The sequence below is a fragment of the Actinokineospora lacus genome (assembly GCF_053813445.1).
The window spans coordinates 647,848-668,628 of the sequence record NZ_JBQERA010000002.1 but is presented as its reverse complement, the minus strand read 5'-3'; the positions used below and the strand labels follow the sequence as shown (position 1 = coordinate 668,628).

The following is a 20,781-nucleotide window of genomic DNA, read 5'->3' as shown; positions in this document are numbered from 1 at the left end:
GTGCGTCAGTGGTCTGTGTCGACCACGTCGACACGGATGCCGCGCCCGCCGACGCCGGCCATCACCGTGCGCAGGGCGGTCGCGGTGCGGCCGCCCCGGCCGATGACCTTGCCGAGGTCCTCGGGGTTGACGTGCACTTCGAGGGTGCGGCCACGACGGGTCGTGACCAGCTCCACCTGGACGTCGTCGGGGTGATCGACGATGCCTCGCACCAGGTGCTCCAAGGCGTCCGCGAGGGCGCTCACTCGGCCGCGGCCTCGGGCTCAGCCGCCGTCTCGGGCTTCGCCTCAGCCTTCGGCTCGGCCTTCTTCGGCGCGGACTTGCGCTTGGGGCTGATGGCCTCGGTGGTGGGCTCCTCGCCCGCCGCCTTCAGCGCGGCCTCGAACAGCTCCTGCTTGCTCGGCTTGGGCTCGGCGAAGCGCAGGGTGCCCTCGGTGCCCGGCAGGCCCTTGAACTTCTGCCAGTCGCCGGTGACCTCGAGCAGGTGCTTGACGGCGTCGGTCGGCTGGGCGCCGACTCCCAGCCAGTACTGGGCGCGGTCGGAGTCGACCTCGATCAGGCTGGGCTCGGTCTTGGGGTTGTAGCGGCCGATGGTCTCGATGGCCTTGCCGTCGCGGCGCGTACGGGCGTCGGCGACGATGATGCGGTAGAACGGCGCGCGGATCTTGCCGAGGCGCTGCAGCTTGATCTTGACAGCCACGGGTCTGGGTGCTCCTTGGAAGCGGTGTACGTCGGGTTGGACGCGGGTGGGCCCCGTGGGGTCGAGCCGCCACATCCTGCGGGTTTGTGGGCCCACGGCACGGTGAGAGGGTCCGATTGCCGCGGACAGCCGCCAATTGTGCCAGACGCTTACCGGGCGAACGGAACTACCTCCACGTCGGCGGTGTCCAGGGCCTCCCGGACGGCCCTGGCGTGGGCGACGGCGCCGGGTGTGTCGCCGTGCAGGCACAGCGAGCGGGCCCGCACGGTGAGCACCGTCCCGTCGACGGCGACCAGCTCGCCGTCGACGGCGAGCCGCAGCGCCCTGGCCACGACGGCGTCGGTGTCGGTGAGCAGCGCACCCGGCTCCGACCTGGGCACGAGGGTCCCGTCGGGGGTGTAGCCGCGGTCGGCGAACGCCTCGGGGACGCCGCGGGAGCCTGCGGCGGCGAGCAGCCGGGAGCCGGGCAGCCCCAGCACCGGCAGGTCCCCGTACGCCCGCGTCCCGGCCAACACCGCGCCCGCCTGCGCCTCGTGGTGCACGGTCGCGTTGTAGAGCGCGCCGTGCGGCTTGACGTAGCTCACGTGGGTGCCCGCCGCGCGGGCGAACGCGTCCAGGGCGCCGATTTGGTAGAGCACCTCGTCGGCCAGGACCACGGGGTCGACATCGATGAACCGGCGGCCGAACCCGGCGAGGTCGCGGTAGGACACCTGCGCGCCGACGGCCACCCCGCGCCGGGCCGCCGCCGCGCAGACGGCGCGCATGGTCGAGGCGTCCCCCGCGTGGAACCCGCAGGCCACGTTCGCCGAGGTCACGACGTCGAGCAGGGCGTCGTCGTCGCCGAGGCGCCAGACGCCGAAGCCCTCGCCGAGGTCGCTGTTGAGATCGATCCTCACGGCGTCATCACCCCCAGGGAGATCAGCAGCACCGCCAGCGCGGGCAGGAAGTTGTTGACCTGGTGGGCGATCACGCTCGCGCCGAGCCTGCCGCTGAACAGCCGGGCCAGGCCGATCGGGATGCCGATGACCAGCAGCAGCGACGTGCGCAGCGGTTCGAGGTGGCTGATGGCGAAGATCACGGTGGTGAGCCCGAACACCGGCCACTGGCCCCAGCGCCCCCAGCGCAGCCGCTCCAGGGCGCCCCACAGCAGCCCGCGGTAGATGATCTCCTCGCAGAGCGGCCCGACGAGCCACACGTAGAGGAACAGCAGGACGGCCGCGATGACCGGCATCCGCTGGTCGTCGACCAGGCTGCCCAGCGACGACGTGGCGTTGTCCTCCCCCACGACCCTGGTCCACACCGCCGCCGCCGCGGTGGTCACCACCAGGCCGATGAGCCCGAACTTGAACCCGATGCGCAGGTCCTCCCTGGTGAAGGACCAGCGCAGGTCGACGCGAGGGCCGTTGCCGCGCAGCACGGTGACCAGCAGGGCGGTGCCGGTCGCCAGGACGGTGGGCACGACCGTGCCGATGAGGATGACCGCGATGGGGTCGATCGCCCCGGGCCGCGGCTTGCCGAGCAGGGCGCCGATGACGACGGCCGAGAGCACGAACACCGCGTAGACCAGCAGGAAGGCCCCGAAGCCCCAGCGGTGGTCCCGGACAGGCGACGGCGGGGGCGCCGCCGCGGCGTCAGGCGTCGACACCATCACACCTCCGACAGGTCCGGATCACCACGAGATGCCCGAGGTTAACGGGATCACCGTACGGTTTGGCCGACCACCCTGCCCCGCAACACGACGAGCGCGGGGTTGCGCAGTGTGGACAGGTCGTCGCGGGGGTCCTCGGCGAAGGCGAGCACGTCGGCGGCGGCGCCTTCGGTCAGCCCGGAGTACCCCAGCCAGGCACGGGCGCCCCAGGAGCCCGCGGAGAGCGCGTCCGCGGCGCTCATGCCCGCCTGGTGCAGGGCGATGATCTCGTCGACGACGCGGCCGTGCGCGATGCCGCCGCCCGCGTCCGTCCCGGCGTAGACCGGCACGCCCGCCTCGATGGCGGCGGCGACGGTGGCGCGGGCGTTGTCGTGGAGGTCGAGCATGTGCCGGGCATAGGTCGGGAACTTCTCGGCGCCCGCGGCGATGCCGGGGAAGTTCTCGACGTTGATCAGCGTCGGGACCAGGGCGGTGCCGCGGCGGGCCATCTCCGCGATGGTCTCCCGCGTGAGGCCGGTGCCGTGCTCGACGCAGTCGATGCCCGCGGCGATGAGGCCGGGCAGGGCGTCCTCGCCGAAGACGTGCGCGGTGACCCGCGCGCCCGCGTCGTGGGCGGCGGCGATGGCTTCCTTGAGCACGTCGTCGGACCAGAGTGGGGCGAGGTCGCCGCGCTCGCGGTCGATCCAGTCGCCGACGAGCTTGACCCAGCCGTCGCCCTCTGCGGCCTGCTCGGCGACCTTGCGCGGCAGCTCGTCGGGGTCGATCTCGATGCCGAGGTGGCGGATGTAGCGGCGGGGGCGGGCCAGGTGCCTGCCCGCGCGGATGATGCGCGGCAGGTCCAGGCGCGCCTGCAGGGGCGTGGTGTCGATGGGCGAGCCGCAGTCGCGCAGGAGCAGCGCGCCCGCGTCGCGGTCGGCCTCGGCCTGGCGCGCGGCCGTCTCCAGGTCGACCGGGCCCTGCGGGCCGATGCCGACGTGGCAGTGCGCGTCGACCAGGCCGGGCAGCAGGTAGCCGCCGTCGAAGACGGTGCGCGCGTCCGGGACCTCGGTGAGGCGGACGCGGCCGTTGACGATCCACAGGTCCCGCTCGGCGCCGTCGGGGAGGACGGCACCGCGCAGGTGCAGAGCCGTCACTGCTTGGGGAACTTCAGCTTCGACGGGTCGAACCCGGGGGGCAGCTGGTCCATGCCGAAGCCGGGGGGCATCTGCTGCAGGCTCGGCGGCAGCTGGGACAGGTCGGGGAACCCGGCGCGCCGCTGCGGCTGCGTGGGCCCCTTGCCCTTGCCCTTCTTGCCCTTGCGGCCCTTGGGCTGCTTCTTGGTGGCGCTGCGCCCGCCGCCGGGCATGCCGAAGCGGCCCGCCATCTGCTGCATCATCTTGCGCGCCTCGAAGAACCGGTTGACCAGGTCGTTGACGTCGCGGACCTGGACGCCGGAGCCGTTGGCGATGCGCACCCGGCGGGAGGCGTTGATCATCTTCGGGTCGGCGCGCTCGGCCGGGGTCATGCCGCGGATGATCGCCTGCAGCCGGTCGATGTGCTTCTCGTCGACCTGGGCGAGCGCGTCCTTCATCTGGCCGGAGCCGGGGATCATGCCCAGCAGGTTGGCGATCGGGCCCATCTTGCGCACGGCGAGCATCTGCTCGAGGAAGTCCTCGAGCGTCAGCTCGCCGGTGCCGATCTTGGCCGCGGCCTTCTCCGCCTGCGCCTGGTCGAAGTGCTGCTCGGCCTGCTCGATCAGGGTCAGCAGGTCGCCCATGCCCAGGATGCGCGAGGCCATCCGGTCGGGGTGGAAGGTGTCGAAGTCCTCGAGCTTCTCGCCGTTGGAGGCGAAGAGGATCGGTACGCCGGTGACCTCGCGGACGCTCAGCGCGGCGCCGCCGCGGGCGTCGCCGTCGAGCTTGGTGAGGACCACGCCGGTGAAGCCGACGCCGTCGCGGAATGCCTCCGCGGTGGTGACCGCGTCCTGGCCGATCATGGCGTCGACGACGAACAGGACCTCGTCGGGGCTGGTGGCGGCGCGGATGTCCGCGGCCTGGCGCATCATCTCCTCGTCGACGCCGAGGCGGCCCGCGGTGTCGACGACGACGACGTCGTAGTGGGAGCGCTTGGCTTCCTCGATGCTGCGGCGGGCGACCTCGACCGGGTCGCCGACGCCGTTGCCCGGCTCGGGCGCGAAGACGGCGACCCCGGCGCGATCGCCGACGACCTGCAGCTGGGTGACCGCGTTGGGCCGCTGGAGGTCGCAGGCGACGAGCAGGGGGGCGTGGCCCTGGTTCTTGAGCCAGCGGGCCAGCTTGCCCGCCAGCGTCGTCTTGCCCGCGCCCTGGAGGCCGGCGAGCATGATCACGCTCGGCGCGGTCTTGGCGAGGTTCAGCCTGCGGGTCTCGCCGCCGAGGATGTTGACGAGCTCCTCGTTGACGATCTTGACGACTTGCTGGGCCGGGTTCAGCGCCGCGGAGACCTCGACGCCCTTGGCCCGCTCCTTGACCTTGGCGATGAACGCGCGCACCACCGACAGCGCGACATCGGCCTCCAACAGCGCGATGCGGATCTCGCGCGCGGTGGTGTCGATGTCGGTGTCGCTGAGCCTGCCCTTGCCCCGCAGGTTCTGCAGGACCGATGCGAGCCGGTCGGAGAGGGTGTCGAACACGGGTGCGGCACTCCATGCGGTTGCGGGGACGTGACCCCGAGCGTACCGGGATAGCGGCCGGTCGGCGGGTGCGGCCGTCGTCGCGCTGTTCCGCCCCGGCGCGGCACCCACACAGCACCGACACAGCACCGACACAGCACCGACACGGCACAGCGGCGGCACAGCGGCGGCACTCGGGACGGCTCGGGGCCTCTGCTCGGGGGCTGAGGGCCGGGATGGGGCCCGACCCCTCGACGGGCCCCTTCCCGGCAGCTGTCCGCCCGCGGCGCCCCCTCCCGCGTCCCGGTCCCCCAACCGGTCCCGCGGGCCCGCGCCGCACTTGCTCGGACAACTTCCAGCTTGCCGTTATTCCGAGCCGCTTCCCAGCGTGGACGCCCGTGGATGCCGGTGAGTAGCCCTACTCAGGTCGCTCACCGGCACGCCCGCAACACCGCAGCCTCGATGGCGCCGCGCCAGTCGGGGCCGGGGCCGACCGGGATGCCGAACGAGTCGACGACCGAGCCGCCCATGGTCGCCACCCGGGTCCAGCGGACGTCGACGGCGCAGTGCTCCAGGGCGTCGGCGACGCCGTGCAGGAGGCCGATGCGGTCGGCGCAGCGCAGTTCCATCACCACGACGCCGGAGTCGGGACCGCCCGCCTCGTGGTCGAACCACAGGACGCGCGGTTCGGGGGCGTCGTCGGGGACGCCGCCGTAGTCGCGCTCCTTGGCGGCCAGCTTCTCGGCCAGCGGCAGGGTGCCCGCCACAGCGCGGGCGAACTGCTCGCGCAGCAGGCCCGGGTCGGGCATGGACCCGAAGCGCGGGGTCACGGTGAACACCCCGACCGCGACGCCGGAGTGCGAGCCCATCGTCGCCGCGTGGACCTCCAGGGAGTTCAGCGCGAGCACGCCCGCCGCCCGGGACAGCACGCCGGGGCGGTCGGCGGTGGCGATGGTGACGGTGGTGGGCCTGCCCCCGCCCTCGACCAGCACGTCGGGCCTGCCGGTGGCGGCGGTGGACTCCGCCAGCGCGCGCTTGTCCGCGTCCAGGGGCACGTCCGCGACCAGCGGCTCGCCCGCCATGACGGCCCGGACGCGGCGGGCCAGGTCGCCGATCAGGGCGGCCTTCCAGTCCGTCCACACGCCGGGGCCGGTGGCCAGCGAGTCGGCCTCGGCGAGGGCGTGCAGCAGTTCCAGGAGCACCGGGTCGCGGCCGAGGACGTCGGCGACGCGCTCCACCGTCGTCGGGTCCTCGATGTCGCGGCGGGTGGCGGTGTCGGGCAGCAGCAGGTGGTGGCGGACCATCGCGGCCAGCGTGTCGACGTCGGGTCCGCGCAGGCCGAGCCGGTGGCCGACCTGGGCGGCCAGCGCGGCGCCGACGACCGAGTGGTCGGCGTCGCGGCCCTTGCCGATGTCGTGCAGCAGGGCGCCCAGGAGCAACAGGTCCGGCCGGGACACCGAGGTGACCCGGCGCGCGGCGTTGACGGTGGCGCGCACCAGGTGCCGGTCGACGGTCCACACGTGCGCGGCGTCGCGCGGGGGCAGGTCCCGCACCGCGCCCCACTCCGGGAACAGCCGCGCCCACAGGCCGGTGCGGTCCAGCGCCTCCACCACGTCGGTCAGGCCGTCGCCCGCGCCCAGCAGCGCCACCAGGTCCTGGCGGACCTCCGCGGGCCACGGCGTCCGCAGCTCGGGCGCGGTCTCGGCCAGCCGCGTCAGCGCGGCGGGGGCGATCGGGTTGCCCGTGCGCACCGCGGCCGCGGCGACGCGCAGCAGCAGGCCGGGGTCCTTGCCCGGGTCGGCGTCCCTGGCCAGCGCGACCTCGCCGCCGTGCAGGACGACGCCCTCGGCCAGCGGGCGGCGTTCCGGCCCGCGGCGCAGCACCCCCAGCACCCGGCGCGGCGGAGCGGCGGCGGAGACGGCCCGCAGCGCCACGTCGACGGCGTAGGCGACCGCCCGGCCCGCCCCGGACAGCGCCCGCACCAGGGCGAACCGGTCGGCCAGGCCGAGCGCGTGCGCGACCTCGTCGCCGTCCTGCGGGCGCAGCACGTCCCGCGAGCGCCCGACGATCCGGCGCAACTCGGTCCTGGTGTCCAGCAGCAGCGTCCGCGCCGCGAGGACGTCCTCACCCGGGCGGTCCACCAGCTGCGCGGCCGCCAGCGCGTCGAGGATGCCCAGGTCGCGCAGCCCGCCGCGGCCGTGCTTGAGGTCCGGCTCCACCCAGTGCGCCACCTCGCCCGCCCGCGCCCAGCGCTTGCGGACCGACTCCAGCAGCTCGCCCAGCCGCTTGCGGGCCCCGGAGCGCCACTGCTCGCGCGCTGAGGTGGCCAGCCGGACGCTCACCTCGGCGTCCCCGGCCATGTGCCGGGCGTCGAGCAGCCCGAGGGCGACCCGCAGGTCCGAGGAGGCCACGTCCAGTGCCTCGCCGACGGTGCGCACCGAGTGGTCCAGGCCCACCCCGGCGTTCCACAGGGGGTACCAGAGCCGTTCGGCCACCTGCTCGACCGGTTTGCGCCCGTCGTGCACCAGGACCAGGTCCAGGTCGGCGTACGGCACCAGCTCGCGGCGCCCTAGGCCGCCGACGGCCAGCAGCGCGACGCCGCCGCCCCGGGCGCCGACCCCGGCCTGCGCGGCGTGCGCGGTGAGCCAGAACTCGTGCAGGTCGGCCAGGGCCTCGCGCAGCGCGGGCGGGCTGAGCCGGTGTCCCCCGGACACGCCGACGGACCTGGCGCCCGTGCCGCGACCGAGCAACCGGTCGCGGGCGAGCACCAAGTCCGCCGCGTTCGGGGTGTTGTCCCCCTGTGTCATCCGCTCTGCGTCATCCGCTAGATCGCGTCCGTGCCGCGTTCGCCGGTCCTGACCCGGACGACGGTCTCGACCGGGGTGACCCAGACCTTGCCGTCGCCGATCTTGCCGGTGCGCGCGGAGTCGATCACCGCGTCGACGACCTTGTCACCCATCATGTCGTCGACGAGCACCTCGACGCGGATCTTGGGCACGAAGTCCACCGAGTACTCGGCGCCGCGGTAGACCTCGGTGTGGCCCTTCTGCCTGCCGTAGCCCTGGACCTCGCTGACGGTCATGCCGAGCACGCCGATCTGCTCCAGCGCCGCCTTCACGTCATCGAGGGTGAAAGGCTTGATGATCGCGGTAATGAGCTTCATGGTCGCTCAGCCTTCCTTGCCAGAGCCTGCGGAGATCTTCTGGGCCAGCACGTCCGCCGTCTTGCCGATCGAGGACCCGCCGCCGCGCAGGCTGGAGAACTCGTAGCCGCTCTCGGCGTGCTCGGACTCATCGATCCCGGTGGCCTCGGCCTCGGCGGAGACGCGGAAGCCGATCGTCTTGTTGAGGACGAAGGCGATGATGAAGGTCAGCGTGAAGGAGTAGGCCATGACCGCGACCGCGGCCAGTGCCTGTTTGCCGAGCAGGGCCACGCCGCCGCCGTAGAACAGCCCGTCCTGGCCCGCCTCGTTGACCCCGGTGGTGGCGAGGAAGCCGATCAGCAGGGTGCCGACGAGACCGCCGACGAGGTGCACGCCGACCACGTCGAGGGAGTCGTCGTAGCCCAGCTTGTACTTCAGGCTCACGGCCAGCGCGCACAGCACACCGGCGACGAGGCCGATGGCGATGGCGCCCAGCGGGGAGACGAACCCGGCGGCCGGGGTGATGGCGACCAGACCGGCGATGGCGCCGGAGGCCGCGCCCAGGGTGGTGGGCTTGCCGTCGCGGATCTGCTCGACGACCAGCCAGCCGAGGATCGCCGCCGCGGTGGCGACGGTGGTGGTGAGGAAGGCGACGCCCGCCAGTTCGTTGGCGGCCACGGCGGAACCGGCGTTGAAGCCGTACCAGCCGAACCACAGCAGACCGGCGCCCAGCAGCACGAACGGCAGGTTGTGCGGGCGCATGGGCTCGCGCGGCCAGCCCTTGCGCTTGCCGAGGACCAGGGCCAGGGCCAGGGCGGCGGCGCCCGCGTTGATGTGGACGGCGGTGCCGCCCGCGAAGTCCAGCGCGCCGAGCTGGTTGGCGATCCAGCCGCCGACGAAGTCCGCGCCGGTGAAGCCGTCGAAGTTGAACACCCAGTGCGCGACCGGGAAGTAGACGACCGTGGCCCACACCGCGATGAAGATCGTCCAGGTCCAGAACTTGGCCCGGTCGGCGATGGCGCCGGAGATCAGGGCCGCGGTGATGATGGCGAACATCAGCTGGAACACCACGAAGACCATGTGCGGCAGGGTCGCGGTCTCGGTGCCGAGGACGCCCTCGAGCCCGAGGAAGTCACCGCCGCCCAGGAGGCCGCCGCCCACGTCGTTGCCGAACGCGAGCGAGTAGCCGTAGAGCACCCACAGCACGCTGACCACGGCCAGCGAGATGAAGCTCATCATCAACATGTTGAGCACGCTCTTGGCTCGCACCATGCCGCCGTAGAAGAACGCGAGCCCTGGCGTCATGAGCATGACCAGGGCGGCGCTGATCAGCACCCAGGCCGTGTCTCCTGTGTCCACACTGTCCTCCATCACCACTCGATTGCGGGAATCATTCGATCGGCCTGTTTCGCCGGATGACGCGCCACGTTTCGGGCCGGTGAACTGTCGGTCCCGGCGTGTTACGTCCAGGTGTCCTCGACGCCGCGTGTCCGGTCGGCTACCCCAGGCGTGGCTGTAACGTGACCGTCGATGAGCGAGGTGGCGGCGGTCGGCGACCCGGCGTGGGTCTCCCGCCTGGTCGGGCTCTCCGCGCGCCGCTACGTCGGCGCGGACCGGCGGACGCTGGGCACGCTGTGGTGGTACTCGGCCAGCTCGGTGCTGGTGGGGCCGGTCGTGGAGGCGGTGGTCGCCGGGGCCGCGGTGCCCGACAGCCAGTCGTTGGTCCTGTCGCTGCAGGGGGACCGGATGGTGGACGCGCGCGCGTCGGCCGTCTGCGCGGACCCCGGGCCCCGGCTGCGCGCGGTGCTGGCCTCGGGGATCGCCGCGGTGGCGTCGGTCAGCGGGGCGTCGCCGCGGTCGCTGTGGGCGGTCGCCACGGACTCGGTCGGGAACCGGGTGCTGTGGGCGGGCGGTGGGCCGGGGCACGCGGTGGGGGTCGCGGCGGCGGTCGGGCCGGACCTGCCGGTGCCGCGGTTCGCGGTGGCAGGCGGGCGGCTGGTGGTGCGGCGGGCGTCCTGCTGCCTGATCTACCAGGTGCCCGGGGAGGACAAGTGCGTCAGCTGTCCCCGGCAGTCACCGGGGGTGCGGGCGCGGCGGCTGGCGGGTCAGGCGCCGTAGCGGGTGGTGAGGGTGGTGTGGCCCTGGGGCGTCAGGGCGCCGTGCAAGCGCAGGCGGGCCATGCCGCCGTCGGGGTGGATGTCCAGGCGGACGTGGGTGGTGGGCGCGGCGTCCGGGATGCGGAAGCGGTGGCGGGTGTCCGGTTGCAGGCGCGTGTACGGCAGCAGGGGGCGCCAGTCGTCCGGCGTGCCCGCCGAGAGGGTGGCCCAGCCGGGGGCGTTGCCCTTGAAGTGGGTGGTGTCCAGCTCGGCGAAGCGGATGGCGCCCTCGGCGGCCAGGCGGACCACCGCCCAGTCGTTGCCCTGGTCGCGGCGGCGGCGGGTCTCCCAGCCCTCGCCCATGGTGGCGGGGCTGCCGGGGGCGATGAGGTTGCTGGGCGATGAGTAGAACATGTCGCTGCAGTCGATCACGCGCGCGCCGTTCTCCAGGGCGGCCAGGTCCAGGGCGGTCGGGTCGATCAGGGCGGGGTCGGGGACGGGGTGGCCGTGGACCCGCAGGCGGGCGATGCCGCCGTCGGGGTGCATGGTGAGGCGGACGTGGGTGAAGCGCTCCCGGGAGTCGACCGCGAAACGGGCCTGGCTGTCGCCCGCGAGGGGGACCTCGGTCAGCAGCGGGGTCCACGAGGTCAGCTCGGCGGGCGCGGGGTAGCCGGGCGCGGCGCACGCGGCGACCGAGCACGCGGGCGGGAAGTTGCCGGTGAAGAACGCCGTGTCCACCACGACGCCGTGGATCGCGCCGGGCAGGCCGAGCCGGACGATGGCGTGGTCGACGCCGGGGGTGCGGCGGCGGCGGGTCTCCCAGCCGTCGTAGACCTGGCCCTTGTGGCCGAAGGTGGCGGGGCGGAAGCCGGGCGGCGCCGCGGTGATCAGGTTCTCCTTCTCGGCGAAGGTCTCGTCGTCCGCCCAGACCACCGAACCGCCGAAGCGGCGCACGGCCAGGTCGGGCAGGGTCAGCCAGTCGCTCATGCGGTTCCCCGTTCCAGCAGTTCGCCGCGCGGCTCGTCGACCGGTCCGCCGCGCAGCCGGACCGAGCGGACGACCCCGCGCAGACGCGCGCCGTGATAGGCGCTGATCGGGTTGCGGTGCAACAGGAGTCCAGCGTCCACAGTGAACTCCTCGGCGGGCGCGAACACGACGAGGTCGGCGTCGCACCCCACCGCGATCCGGCCCTTGCGGCGCAGCCCCACCAGGTCGGCGGGCCCGGAGGCCATCCACCGGACGACGTCGGCGAGCCCGAACCCCCGCGAGCGCGCCGCCGTCCACACCGCGGAGAGCCCCACCTGCAGCCCGGCGATCCCACCCCACGCGGCACCGAAGTCACCGGTGTCCGGGCGCTTGAGCTCCGGGGTGCACGGCGAGTGGTCGCTGACCACGCACCCGACGACCCCGTCGGCCAGCCCGCCCCAGAGGGCGTCGCGGTTGGCGGCCTCGCGGATCGGCGGGCAGCACTTGAACTCCGTCGCCCCGTCCGGCACGTCCTCGGCGGCGAGGGTCAGGTAGTGCGGGCACGTCTCGGCCGAGACGGCGACCCCCGACGCCCGCGCCTCGGCCAGCAGCGGCAGCGCCCCCGCCGCCGACAGGTGCACGATGTGCGCCCGCGCGCCCGTGGCCCTGGCCGCGTCGATCACCAGTTGCACGGCGGTGTGCTCGGAGGACGGCGGGCGGGAGGCGAGGAACCCGGCGTACTCCCGGCCCCCCGCCTCGCCGATGCCGCCGCCGTCCTCGGCGTGGCAGATCATCAGCGCGTCCAGGCCCGCGGTGACCTCCAGGTGCCCGACCAGCTCCTCGGGGCCCAGGTGGCCGAACTCCTCGACGCCGGAGTCGAGCAGGAAGCACTTGAACCCGAACACCCCGGCGCGGTGCAGCGCGGCCAGCTCACCGGCGTTGCCCGGCACCGCCCCGCCCCAGAAGCCGACGTCGACGTGGCAGCGGCCGCGGGCGGCGGCCCGCTTGACCTCCAGCGCCCGCGCGTCGGTGGTCGGCGGAAGGCTGTTGAGCGGCATGTCCACCAGGGTCGTGACCCCGCCCGCCGCCGCCGCCCTGGTCGCGGTGGGGAAGCCCTCCCACTCCGCGCGGCCGGGGTCGTTGACGTGGACGTGGGTGTCGACCAGGCCGGGCAGCAGCACCTCGTCCTCGGCCAGCTCGACCACCGGGTCGCCGTCGGCGGAGAGCCTGCCGACCTCGACGATGCGGCCGTCGCGCACCCGCACGTCGGCCGGGCCCTCACCCGAGGGGGTCACGCAGCGCGCCGCCCGGAACAGGGTCACCGGCGCACCAGCCCCCGCCGCTCCGACAGCGCGGTCAGCTCATCGTCGGCCAGCCCGGTGTGCGCGGCCACCTCCTCGGCGGTCATCGCCCCGCAGTCGACCGCGCGGCGCAGCGACCCGGCCAGCGCGGCGGCGGTCGCGGGCTCGTCCAGCACCGCGCCGCCCGCCTGGGCGAGGTAGGCGGCCAGGCGGCGCGCGTCGGCCTCGGCGGACTCCAGGTGGTGGGTGTAGACGGCGGCGTAGCGGGTGACCAGCTGCGCCGGGTGCAGGTCCCAGCCCTGGAAGAAGCCGTGCGCCAGCGAGCGGCGGACCAGGCGGTAGTGCGTCTGCCAGCCGCGCCGGACCGCGGCCTGGTCGCCGACCGGCAGCACGTTGGTCGACCCGTCGGACAGCCGCACCCCGGTGCCCGCCGCGCTGACCTGCATGACGTTGCGGGCGAAGTCGCAGGCCCGGTGCGCGAGGTGCTGGTCGGCCGCGGCGAGCCCGCACGCGGCGGTGTAGTCGTAGGTGCCGAAGTGCAGCCCGGTCACCCGGCCCTGGCCCGCGGTGATCAGCCCCGGCACGGCGATGCGCCCGTCGGCGGCGACGATGGCCTGCGGGGTCTCGATCTGGACCTCGAAGCGCAGCACGCCGGGCCGCAGGTCCAGCCGCTCCTCCAGCACGTCGAGCACCTCGACCAGGGCGCCGACCTGCTCGGCGTCGGTCACCTTCGGGAAGGTCACGACGAACCCGGCGGGCGGGCGGGCGAGCCGGGTGAGCACGAGGTCGAGCGTGCGCACCGAGCGCAGCAGCAGCCCGGTGGTGTCGAAGGACTTCACCCGCAGTCCGGCCGAGGCCAGGTCCCACTGGGCGAGCAGGTCGGCGGCGTGCTCGGCGTGCGCGTCCTCCTCCTGGTTGTCGCGGACTCCGTAGCCGTCCTCGAAGTCGACGCGCAGGTCCTCCACCGGCTCGGCGGCCAGTTTGGCCCGGACGCGCTCGTACACCGTCGGCGCCAGCTCCGGGGGCAGCCCGATGATCGCGGCGAGCACGGCCGGGGTGGGGGCGTGCTGGTCCATCGCGGCCAGGGCCGCTGCGCCCCAGCGCGCGGGCAGGTCGGCGGCGGCGCGGTCGACGGGCACGTAGCAGGTGTGCACCGGCTGGCGCCCGCCCCGCTCGCCCGGCAGCCGCAGCGCCCGCTCCGCGTCCGATTCCGACAGTCGCGCGGCGATGCCGGTGAGCAGCGCCCCGTCCAGCGTGGTGCGCATGTCAGATCCGTTCGTACGCGGGGATGGTGAGGAAGTCCGGGTAGCCCTCGGCGAGGGCGACCTCGGCGAAGAGCGCGACGGCGGCCTCGCTGCCGGGCAGCGCGGCGCCGACCTCGGCGAGCACGCCGCGCACCAGCTCGGCGGTGACCGCCTGGCCGCTGTCGAGCACGACGCCGTTGCGCAGCCACTGCCACACCTGCGATCGGGCGATCTCGGCGGTGGCCGCGTCCTCCATCAGGTCGTGGATGGCGGCCGCGCCGGTCCCGCCGAGCCAGGACATCAGGTACCGGACCCCGACGTCGACCGCGGAGCGCAGGCCCGCCGCGGTCGCCCGGCCCGGGGTCGACGCCACGTCGAGCAGGTCGCGGGCGGTCACCTCGACATCCTCCCGCAGCACGCCGCGCTGGTCGCTCGCCGCGCCGAGGACCCCGTCGAAGACCTCCCGGCACACCGGGACCAGGTCCGGGTGGGCGACCCAGGAGCCGTCGAAGCCCGCGGCGGCCTCGCGCTCCTTGTCCGAGCGGACCTTGGCCAGCGCCCGCTCGGTGACCTCCGGGTCGCGCCGGTTGGGGATGAACGCGGCCATGCCGCCGATCGCGTGCGCGCCGCGGCGGTGGCAGGTGCGCACGAGCAGGTCGGTGTAGGCGCGCATGAGCGGGGCGGCCATGGTGACGCTGTCGCGGTCGGGCAGCACGTACTCCGGACCGGCGTCGCGGAAGTACTTGATGATGCTGAACAGGTAGTCCCAGCGGCCCGCGTTCAGACCGGCGGCGTGGTCACGCAGCTCGTACAGGATCTCGTCCATCTCGAAGGCGGCCGGGATGGTCTCGATCAGCACCGTCGCCCGGACGCTGCCGTGCGGGACGCCCAGCTCGGCCTGCGCGCGGGTGAACACGTCGTTCCACAGCCGGGCTTCGAGGTGGCCCTCCAGCTTCGGCAGGTAGTAGTACGGCCCGGCACCGCGCTCCAGGGAGACCGCGGCGTTGTGGAAGAAGTGCAGGCCGAAGTCCAGCAGCGCGGCCACCACCCGGGAGCCGTCGACCTCGACGTGCTTGTCGTCGAGGTGCCACCCGCGTGGGCGGACGACGATCACCGCGTGCCCGGGGCGGACCGCGTAGTGCTTGCCCTCGGGCGTGGTGTGCTCCAGGGCGCCGCGGGCGGCGTCACGCAGGACGACCTGGCCGCCGACGACGTTGGCCCAGTGCGGGGTGTTGGCGTCCTCCAGGTCGGCCAGCCACACCCGGGCCCCGGAGTTGAGGGCGTTGACCGCCATCTTCGGGTCCGTGGGCCCGGTGATCTCCACCCGGCGGTCGAGCAGGGGCGCGGGCGTCGGCGCGACCGTCCAGTCGGCGGACCTGACCCCGGCGGTCTCGGCGCGGAAGCCCAGTGGCCGTCGGCGGGCCCGTTCGGCCAGCAGTTCCGCGCGCCTGCCCGCGAATTCCCTGTGCAGCCCGGCGACGAAGGCCAGCGCGTCGGGGGTCAGGATCTCCGCCCCCCGCGCGGTGGGCTCGCCGAGCACCTGGATGTCGGCCATGGAAGACATAGTGGCCCCCGATGGCGGGTTGGGGTAGCGGCCGGCTGCCCCAACTCCCTCAGCCGAGCAGCGCGTCGACGAACGCCCCCGGGTCGAACGGGGCCAGGTCGTCGGCCCCCTCGCCCAGCCCGACCAGCTTCACCGGCACCCCCAGCTCCCGCTGCACCTGGAACACGATGCCGCCCTTGGCGGTGCCGTCGAGCTTCGTCAGCACGATCCCCGTCACGTCCACGACCTCGCCGAACACCCGCGCCTGGGTGAGCCCGTTCTGCCCGGTGGTCGCGTCGAGCACCAGCAGCACCTCGTCCACCGGCCCCTGCTTCTCCACCACCCGCTTGACCTTGCCCAGCTCGTCCATCAGCCCGGTCTTGGTGTGCAGGCGCCCCGCGGTGTCGATCAGCACGGCGTCGACGCCCGCCTCGCGCCCGCGCTTGACCGCGTCGAAGGCGACCGCGGCCGGGTCGGCGCCCTCCGGGCCGCGCACGACCTCGGCGCCGACGCGCTGCGCCCAGGTCGACAGCTGCTCGGCGGCGGCGGCGCGGAAGGTGTCGGCCGCGCCGAGCACGACCGTGCGGCCGTCGGCGACCAGGACCCTGGCCAGCTTGCCGGTGGTGGTGGTCTTGCCGGTGCCGTTGACGCCCGCGATGAGCACGACGGCGGGCGTGCGGGTCTCGCCGTCGCCGTGCGGGAGGGCGCGGACCGCGCGGGCCATCTCCGGGCGCAGGGCGTCGATGAGGACCTCGCGCAGCAGCGCGCGCGCCTGCTCCGGGGTGCGCACGGCGCGCCTGACCAGCTCCACGCGCAGCCGGTCGACGATCTCCTGGGTGGTGGCCGCGCCGAGGTCGGCCAGCAGCAGGGTGTCCTCGATGTCGGTCCAGGAGTCCTCGTCGAGGTCGCCCGCGCCGAGCAGGCCGAGCAGGCCCTGGCCGAACACCGAGCGCGAGCGCGACAGCCGACCGCGCAGGCGCTCCAGCCTGCCCTCAGTCGGGGCGATCTCGTCGGTCTCCGGGCGGGTCTCCGGGCGGGTCTCCGGGCGAATCTCCGGGCGAATCTCGGGACGGGTCTCGGGGCGGGTCTCCGGGCGTGCCTCGGGGATGACGACCGGGGCGGCCTGGACCGGGAAGGCGTCGGTGGGCGGGTCGGCCTGCACCGGGATGCGGTCGGTCGGCGGGGCGTCCTCGACCGTGCCGCGGATGCTGCCCGCCTGCTCGGGCAGGTCGACGTCGACGAGACCGCGCTTGACCGAGTCGCGCGGCACGGCGGCGTCGTCGCCGACGCCGGGCTGGCCGTCGACCTCGGTGCGCTCACCGGCCGGGTGGCCGCCGGGCGCGAGGCTGATCCCCCCGCCTGCCCGGTAGCCCCCGCCCTTGGGCTTCTCGGTGACCTGTGGCGTGTTCTTGCCCAGGTCGATGCGCCTGCGCCGGGCCAACAACACGCCGGTGGCCACAGCGGCCACCAGCACGATCACGGCGACGAGAATGATGATCTGGGTGCTCGACACGACCGCCATCCTCGCATCCGGAGCCGCGCCGGACCGGGCTGGGCGCGGCGAGGTCAGTAATGAACGATTCGAGTGGAAGTTTGGTCAATTTCCAACTTAACCCTTGCGCTTCCCCATGGCTGTGGAATAGACCACAGACCCATGTGGCTGCGCGTGGTCGGCTTGATCTCCGGGACGTCGATGGACGGCATCGATGTCGCGGCCGCCGACTTCGCCTGTGCCGATGGTGTCATCGAACTGCGCCCGGTGGGCCACACGGAAGTGGCCTACCCGCCCGAGCTGCGCTCGGCGCTGCTGGACGTGCTCCCGCCCAACGGCTGCACCGCCGAGAAGCTGTGCGTGCTCGACACCGGGGTCGGCCAGGCGTTCGGGGCCGCGGCCGCGGAGCTGCTCGACGGCGCCGACGTGGTGGCCTCGCTCGGGCAGACGGTCTACCACTGGGTCGAGGGCGCCCGCTGCCGCGGCACGCTGCAACTGGGCCAGCCCGCCTGGATCGCCGAGGCCACCGGCCTGCCCGTGGTCTCGGGCCTGCGCGTCCGCGACGTCGCCGCGGGCGGGCACGGCGCCCCGCTGGCGCCCGTCCTCGACCGGCTGCTGCTCGGCACCCCGCGGGTCCCGACCGCCGCGCTCAACCTCGGCGGCATCGCCAACATCACCGTCCTGCGCCCGCACGGGCCCGCCGTCGCCTTCGACACCGGCCCGGCCAACGCCCTGCTCGACGCCGCCGCCCGCGCCACCGTCGGCGCCGACCAGGACACCGGCGGCGCGCTGGCCGCCCAGGGCCGCGTCCGCGCCGACCTGCTCGACGTGCTGCGCGCCGACCCGTACTACGGCGCCCCGCCGCCGAAGTCGACGGGCAAGGAGCACTACAACGCGGGCTACCTCGGCGCGACCCTCGGGCGGCTGCCGGTGGTCGCCGACGCCGACCTGATGGCCACCCTCGTCGCGCTGACCGCGAGCACCGTGGCCGACGCCTGCCGCGAGTTCGGCGTGCGGCGGGTGCTGGCCTCCGGCGGCGGTGTCCGCAACCCGGTGCTCATGGCCGCCCTCGCCGACGCGCTCGCCCCGGCGACGCTGACCACCACCGATGAGCTGGGCCTGCCCGCGGCGGCCAAGGAGGCCTACCTCACGGCGCTGCTGGGCTACCTGGCCTGGCACGGCATGGCCGTCGACCCCGGCACCGGCGCCGCCGGTCCCCGGGTGCACGGCAGCATCACTCCCGGCGCGGGCCCGCTGCGGCTGCCCCCGCCGGTCACCGCGGCCGCCACCGCGCTGCGGATCACCGTCCCCTCTCCGGCTGGAGGCCGCGTTGCGTGCCATTGACCTGGCGATCATCGGTGTTTTCCTGGTCGGGATGCCGCTGCTGGGCATCCTCATCGCGGGCAGGCAACGCTCGGCGAACGACTACTTCGTCGGCGAGGGCAAGATCAAGTGGTGGGTGGCCTGCCTGTCGGTGGTCTCGGCGGAGACCTCCACCCTGACCGTGCTGAGCGTGCCGACGGTGGCCTACCTCGGGGCGTTCACGTACCTGCAGCTGGCGATCGGGTACATCATCGGGCGGATCGTGGTGGCCTTCGTCCTGCTGCCGCGCTACGTCGCGGGGAACATGACCACGGCGTACAACTTCCTGGGCAAGCGGTTCGGCGCGGGCTTGCAGGGCACGGCGTCGGTGACGTTCCTGGTGACCCGGCTGCTCGCCGACGGCGTGCGGCTGTTCGCCACGGCCATCCCGATCAAGGTGGTCCTCAACGCGTACGGCGTGGACGCGGCGTACTGGCAGATCGTGGCCGTGCTCGGCGTGGCGATGGTGGTCTACACGTTCTTCGGCGGCGTGCGCGCGGTCGTCTGGGTCGACGCGATCCAGATGCTCTGGTACGTCGTCGGTGGGCTCGCCGTCGTCCTGGTGCTCTCCGGGAAGCTCCCCGACGGCTGGCTGGGCTCGGCGGTCGACGCGGGCAAGACGCAGCTGCTGGACTTCTCCTCCGGGCCGCTGAGCAACCCGTACGCGTTCGTGACGGCGGTGTTGGGCGGCGCGGTCCTGTCGATGGCCTCCCACGGGGCCGACCAGCTCATCGTGCAGCGGTTGATGTCGTGCAACGACGTGCGGGCCAGCCAGAAGGCGCTGATCGCCTCCGGGTTCGTCGTGTTCCTGCAGTTCGCGCTGTTCCTGCTGATCGGCACGATGCTGTGGTCGTTCTACAAGGGACTCGACCCGGTGAACGACCTCGGGCTGACCACCAACGACGAGCTGTTCGCCTCCTTCATCGTCACCGAGCTGCCCTCGGGCCTGTCCGGCTTCGTCATCGCGGGCATCCTCGCCGCCGCGCTGAGTTCCTCCCTCGGCGCCCTCGCGTCGTCCACGGTCACCGACGTCTACCAGCGGGTGACGCGCCGCCAGCTCTCCGACGCCGAACTGCTGAAGCAGGGCCGGATCTGGACGGTCATCTGGGCGTTCTTCCTGGTGCTGTTCGCCTCCATGTTCACCACGACGAAGAACCCGATCGTGGAGACCGCCCTGGCCATCACCGGCTACACCTACGGCGCCCTGCTGGGCGCGTTCCTGCTGGGCCTGCTGTTCCGCAAGGCCCGCCAGACCGACGCGATCATCGCGTTCGTGACGACGGTGGCGGTGATGGCCTTCGTCATCCTGGGCCTGAAGTTCAGCAAGTCCTCCGGCGGCTTCATCGGCGTCGACTTCAGCAAGTCCTCCGGCGACACGGTCGGCCTGGCCTTCCCCTGGTTCACCCCGCTCGGCGTGGCGATCACCCTCGTCGTCGGCGGCCTGCTGTCCCTGCGCCACCGGCAACCGGCCGCGCCGGAGCCCGAGGACACCAGGCCAGCGCCCACCCCGGCCGCGTGAGGTGAGCGGCGCCCCGAGCCGGGGCGCCGCTCACCGGTCAGCCGACGGCGTCGCGCCTGCGGTAGCCGATCAGCTCCAGGTACAGCTCGAAACCCATCGACGTGAACATGCGCTCCGAGGCGTCGTTGCCGAGCATGATCACGGCGGCGGCCTGGGGCTGCGGGCCCTGTTCGGCGGCCAGTTCGCGCAGGAGGGCCCGCACCACCGCGCGGCCCGCCCCCGCCGAGCGCATCCCGGGGACCACGCCCACATAGTCCACATAGAACTCCCCCGGCTGCGCGTACCCGGCCGCGTAGGCGATCAGGCCGTCCGCGCCGGTGAGGACGACGACGGTGTGGCCGCGCTCGCCCGCCACGATCTGCCGCCCGGTGGAGGTCCGGTTCGGGAAGCACTGCTCGTGCAGGTCGGCGACATCCGCGCGCACCGGGTCGTCCGGGGTGAGGCGGTGCGGGCCGCCTCCGGGAACGTTTTCCGGGACGGCGGCGGAGACCAGGACGGAGCGCAGGGCGGGGCCGGACAGGGTGAACACGCGGCTCATGTCGCCGGGGACGAAGCCGTGCCGGGCGGCGAAATCGGCCAGCAGGCAGTTCTTCCTGTGCCCGTACAGCTCCAGGTCCTGGTGCCCGGTCAGCCGGGGCAGGCGCATGGCGCGGTCGAACAGCTCGTCCGCCGTCTCGTGCCAGACCTGGCGGGCGACCGGGTGGTCGTCCGGCACCGAGACGAACGGGCCGAACAGCCACGCCCGCCCGACGTCGGGGTTGGTGTCGGTGCTCAGCACCGCGCCGACGCGGCCGGTGTCGTCCACTCCGACGAAGGCGCCGCCCGCCCAGTCCGGGCGCAGGCCGTCGAGCTCGTCGGCCACCTCGTCAGCGGTGACGCCGTGGTAGCCGATGTGGTGGGCGGGGTCGCCCTGCAGACGCACGACAAGGTCGATGACCGCGTCGCGGTCTTCTGCCGATGCGGAGCGGATCGCGTACATGGGGTGAATCGTGCGCGCCGAGAGCCCGCGGCGCGAGCGGATTACCCCATTCCCATTCCGCTGCCGCGTTCATGGTGTTCCAGGGCAGCAAGCACGCCAGGGCTTAGGTCGTGTTCAGGTGTGGTGTGCGAAAGAGTCATGATCAGTCCGGCCGCTGACG

The 20,781-nt window shown here is 73.7% G+C and carries 18 protein-coding genes; 3 read left to right on the top strand and 15 right to left on the bottom strand.

What is annotated here, in order from left to right; all coding sequences use genetic code 11:
* Positions 1-5 precede the first annotated feature (5 nt).
* The 9 genes from ACTG9Q_RS07460 to ACTG9Q_RS07420 form a co-directional block, all read right to left on the bottom strand.
* Positions 6-245 (bottom strand): RNA-binding protein, encoded by a 240-nt coding sequence (locus tag ACTG9Q_RS07460; RefSeq protein ID WP_054050002.1) that lies wholly within the window; start codon positions 243-245, stop codon positions 6-8.
* Positions 242-700 carry a 30S ribosomal protein S16 gene (gene rpsP, locus ACTG9Q_RS07455; protein WP_455571875.1) on the bottom strand — a complete coding sequence of 153 codons (459 nt, stop codon included), beginning with the start codon at positions 698-700 and terminating at the stop codon, positions 242-244. Before rpsP ends, ACTG9Q_RS07460 begins: the two co-directional genes overlap by 4 nt.
* Positions 701-849: 149 nt before the next feature.
* Positions 850-1,596 (bottom strand): LamB/YcsF family protein, encoded by a 747-nt coding sequence (locus ACTG9Q_RS07450; protein ID WP_455571874.1) that lies wholly within the window; start codon positions 1,594-1,596, stop codon positions 850-852.
* Positions 1,593-2,348, bottom strand: a complete 756-nt coding sequence (locus ACTG9Q_RS07445; protein ID WP_455571873.1) for a CPBP family intramembrane glutamic endopeptidase — start codon at positions 2,346-2,348, stop codon at positions 1,593-1,595. Before ACTG9Q_RS07445 ends, ACTG9Q_RS07450 begins: the two co-directional genes overlap by 4 nt.
* Before the next feature lie 50 nt (positions 2,349-2,398).
* Positions 2,399-3,481 carry an amidohydrolase family protein gene (locus ACTG9Q_RS07440; protein WP_455571872.1) on the bottom strand — a complete coding sequence of 361 codons (1,083 nt, stop codon included), beginning with the start codon at positions 3,479-3,481 and terminating at the stop codon, positions 2,399-2,401.
* Entirely contained in the window at positions 3,478-4,998 is a 1,521-nt protein-coding gene (gene ffh, locus ACTG9Q_RS07435) for a signal recognition particle protein (protein WP_455571871.1), read from the bottom strand. Before ffh ends, ACTG9Q_RS07440 begins: the two co-directional genes overlap by 4 nt.
* 410 nt (positions 4,999-5,408) lie before the next feature.
* Entirely contained in the window at positions 5,409-7,784 is a 2,376-nt protein-coding gene (locus ACTG9Q_RS07430) for a [protein-PII] uridylyltransferase (RefSeq protein WP_455571870.1), read from the bottom strand.
* Between the two features lie 17 nt (positions 7,785-7,801).
* On the bottom strand, positions 7,802-8,140 hold the full coding sequence (locus ACTG9Q_RS07425) for a P-II family nitrogen regulator (protein WP_455571869.1): 339 nt from the start codon (positions 8,138-8,140) through the stop codon (positions 7,802-7,804).
* A 6-nt stretch (positions 8,141-8,146) separates the two neighbouring features.
* Positions 8,147-9,490: an ammonium transporter gene (locus tag ACTG9Q_RS07420; protein ID WP_455571868.1), complete on the bottom strand. Its 1,344-nt coding sequence runs from the start codon at positions 9,488-9,490 to the stop codon at positions 8,147-8,149.
* 159 nt (positions 9,491-9,649) lie between these two features.
* Between ACTG9Q_RS07420 and ACTG9Q_RS07415 the strand changes: the two genes are divergently transcribed.
* The gene (locus tag ACTG9Q_RS07415; protein WP_455571867.1) at positions 9,650-10,237 is read left to right on the top strand and encodes a (2Fe-2S)-binding protein; all 588 of its coding nucleotides are present in this window, start codon (positions 9,650-9,652) and stop codon (positions 10,235-10,237) included.
* Here ACTG9Q_RS07415 and alc read toward each other — a convergent pair.
* Genes alc through ftsY form a run of 5 tightly spaced genes read right to left on the bottom strand, consistent with a single transcriptional unit; the run spans position 10,225 to position 16,791 of the window.
* Positions 10,225-11,202, bottom strand: a complete 978-nt coding sequence (gene alc, locus ACTG9Q_RS07410) for an allantoicase (protein ID WP_455571866.1) — start codon at positions 11,200-11,202, stop codon at positions 10,225-10,227. The genes ACTG9Q_RS07415 and alc overlap by 13 nt on opposite strands.
* A complete protein-coding gene (allB, locus tag ACTG9Q_RS07405) occupies positions 11,199-12,497 on the bottom strand; it encodes an allantoinase AllB (RefSeq protein ID WP_455572034.1) in 1,299 nt (432 codons plus the stop codon). Before allB ends, alc begins: the two co-directional genes overlap by 4 nt.
* 2 nt (positions 12,498-12,499) lie before the next feature.
* The gene (locus ACTG9Q_RS07400) at positions 12,500-13,747 is read right to left on the bottom strand and encodes a DUF6986 family protein (protein ID WP_455571865.1); all 1,248 of its coding nucleotides are present in this window, start codon (positions 13,745-13,747) and stop codon (positions 12,500-12,502) included.
* Between the two features lies 1 nt (position 13,748).
* Positions 13,749-15,290, bottom strand: a complete 1,542-nt coding sequence (aceB, locus tag ACTG9Q_RS07395; protein WP_455571864.1) for a malate synthase A — start codon at positions 15,288-15,290, stop codon at positions 13,749-13,751.
* Positions 15,291-15,339: 49 nt separating this feature from the next.
* Positions 15,340-16,791 (bottom strand): signal recognition particle-docking protein FtsY, encoded by a 1,452-nt coding sequence (ftsY, locus tag ACTG9Q_RS07390; RefSeq protein WP_455571863.1) that lies wholly within the window; start codon positions 16,789-16,791, stop codon positions 15,340-15,342.
* A gap of 132 nt (positions 16,792-16,923) precedes the next feature.
* Between ftsY and ACTG9Q_RS07385 the strand changes: the two genes are divergently transcribed.
* Positions 16,924-18,105, top strand: a complete 1,182-nt coding sequence (locus ACTG9Q_RS07385) for an anhydro-N-acetylmuramic acid kinase (protein WP_455571862.1) — start codon at positions 16,924-16,926, stop codon at positions 18,103-18,105.
* Entirely contained in the window at positions 18,092-19,642 is a 1,551-nt protein-coding gene (locus tag ACTG9Q_RS07380; protein WP_455571861.1) for a sodium:solute symporter, read from the top strand. Before ACTG9Q_RS07385 ends, ACTG9Q_RS07380 begins: the two co-directional genes overlap by 14 nt.
* Positions 19,643-19,679: 37 nt before the next feature.
* Here ACTG9Q_RS07380 and ACTG9Q_RS07375 read toward each other — a convergent pair whose 3' ends face one another.
* Positions 19,680-20,621, bottom strand: coding sequence for a GNAT family N-acetyltransferase (locus ACTG9Q_RS07375; protein ID WP_455571860.1), 942 nt, complete (start codon positions 20,619-20,621; stop codon positions 19,680-19,682).
* Positions 20,622-20,781 lie beyond the last annotated feature (160 nt).

What these genes read in the sequence shown, in the direction of transcription:
- ACTG9Q_RS07425 (WP_455571869.1), bottom strand. Translation starts at nt 8,140, where the DNA reads ATGAAGCTCATTACCGCGATCATCAAGCCTTTCACCCTCGATGACGTG.
- ACTG9Q_RS07445 (WP_455571873.1), bottom strand. Translation starts at nt 2,348, where the DNA reads ATGGTGTCGACGCCTGACGCCGCGGCGGCGCCCCCGCCGTCGCCTGTC.
- ACTG9Q_RS07430 (WP_455571870.1), bottom strand. Translation starts at nt 7,784, where the DNA reads ATGACACAGGGGGACAACACCCCGAACGCGGCGGACTTGGTGCTCGCC.
- ACTG9Q_RS07375 (WP_455571860.1), bottom strand. Translation starts at nt 20,621, where the DNA reads ATGTACGCGATCCGCTCCGCATCGGCAGAAGACCGCGACGCGGTCATC.
- ACTG9Q_RS07400 (WP_455571865.1), bottom strand. Translation starts at nt 13,747, where the DNA reads ATGCGCACCACGCTGGACGGGGCGCTGCTCACCGGCATCGCCGCGCGA.
- ACTG9Q_RS07420 (WP_455571868.1), bottom strand. Translation starts at nt 9,490, where the DNA reads ATGGAGGACAGTGTGGACACAGGAGACACGGCCTGGGTGCTGATCAGC.
- ftsY (WP_455571863.1), bottom strand. Translation starts at nt 16,791, where the DNA reads ATGGCGGTCGTGTCGAGCACCCAGATCATCATTCTCGTCGCCGTGATC.
- aceB (WP_455571864.1), bottom strand. Translation starts at nt 15,290, where the DNA reads ATGTCTTCCATGGCCGACATCCAGGTGCTCGGCGAGCCCACCGCGCGG.
- ACTG9Q_RS07415 (WP_455571867.1), top strand. Translation starts at nt 9,650, where the DNA reads ATGAGCGAGGTGGCGGCGGTCGGCGACCCGGCGTGGGTCTCCCGCCTG.
- ACTG9Q_RS07385 (WP_455571862.1), top strand. Translation starts at nt 16,924, where the DNA reads ATGTGGCTGCGCGTGGTCGGCTTGATCTCCGGGACGTCGATGGACGGC.
- alc (WP_455571866.1), bottom strand. Translation starts at nt 11,202, where the DNA reads ATGAGCGACTGGCTGACCCTGCCCGACCTGGCCGTGCGCCGCTTCGGC.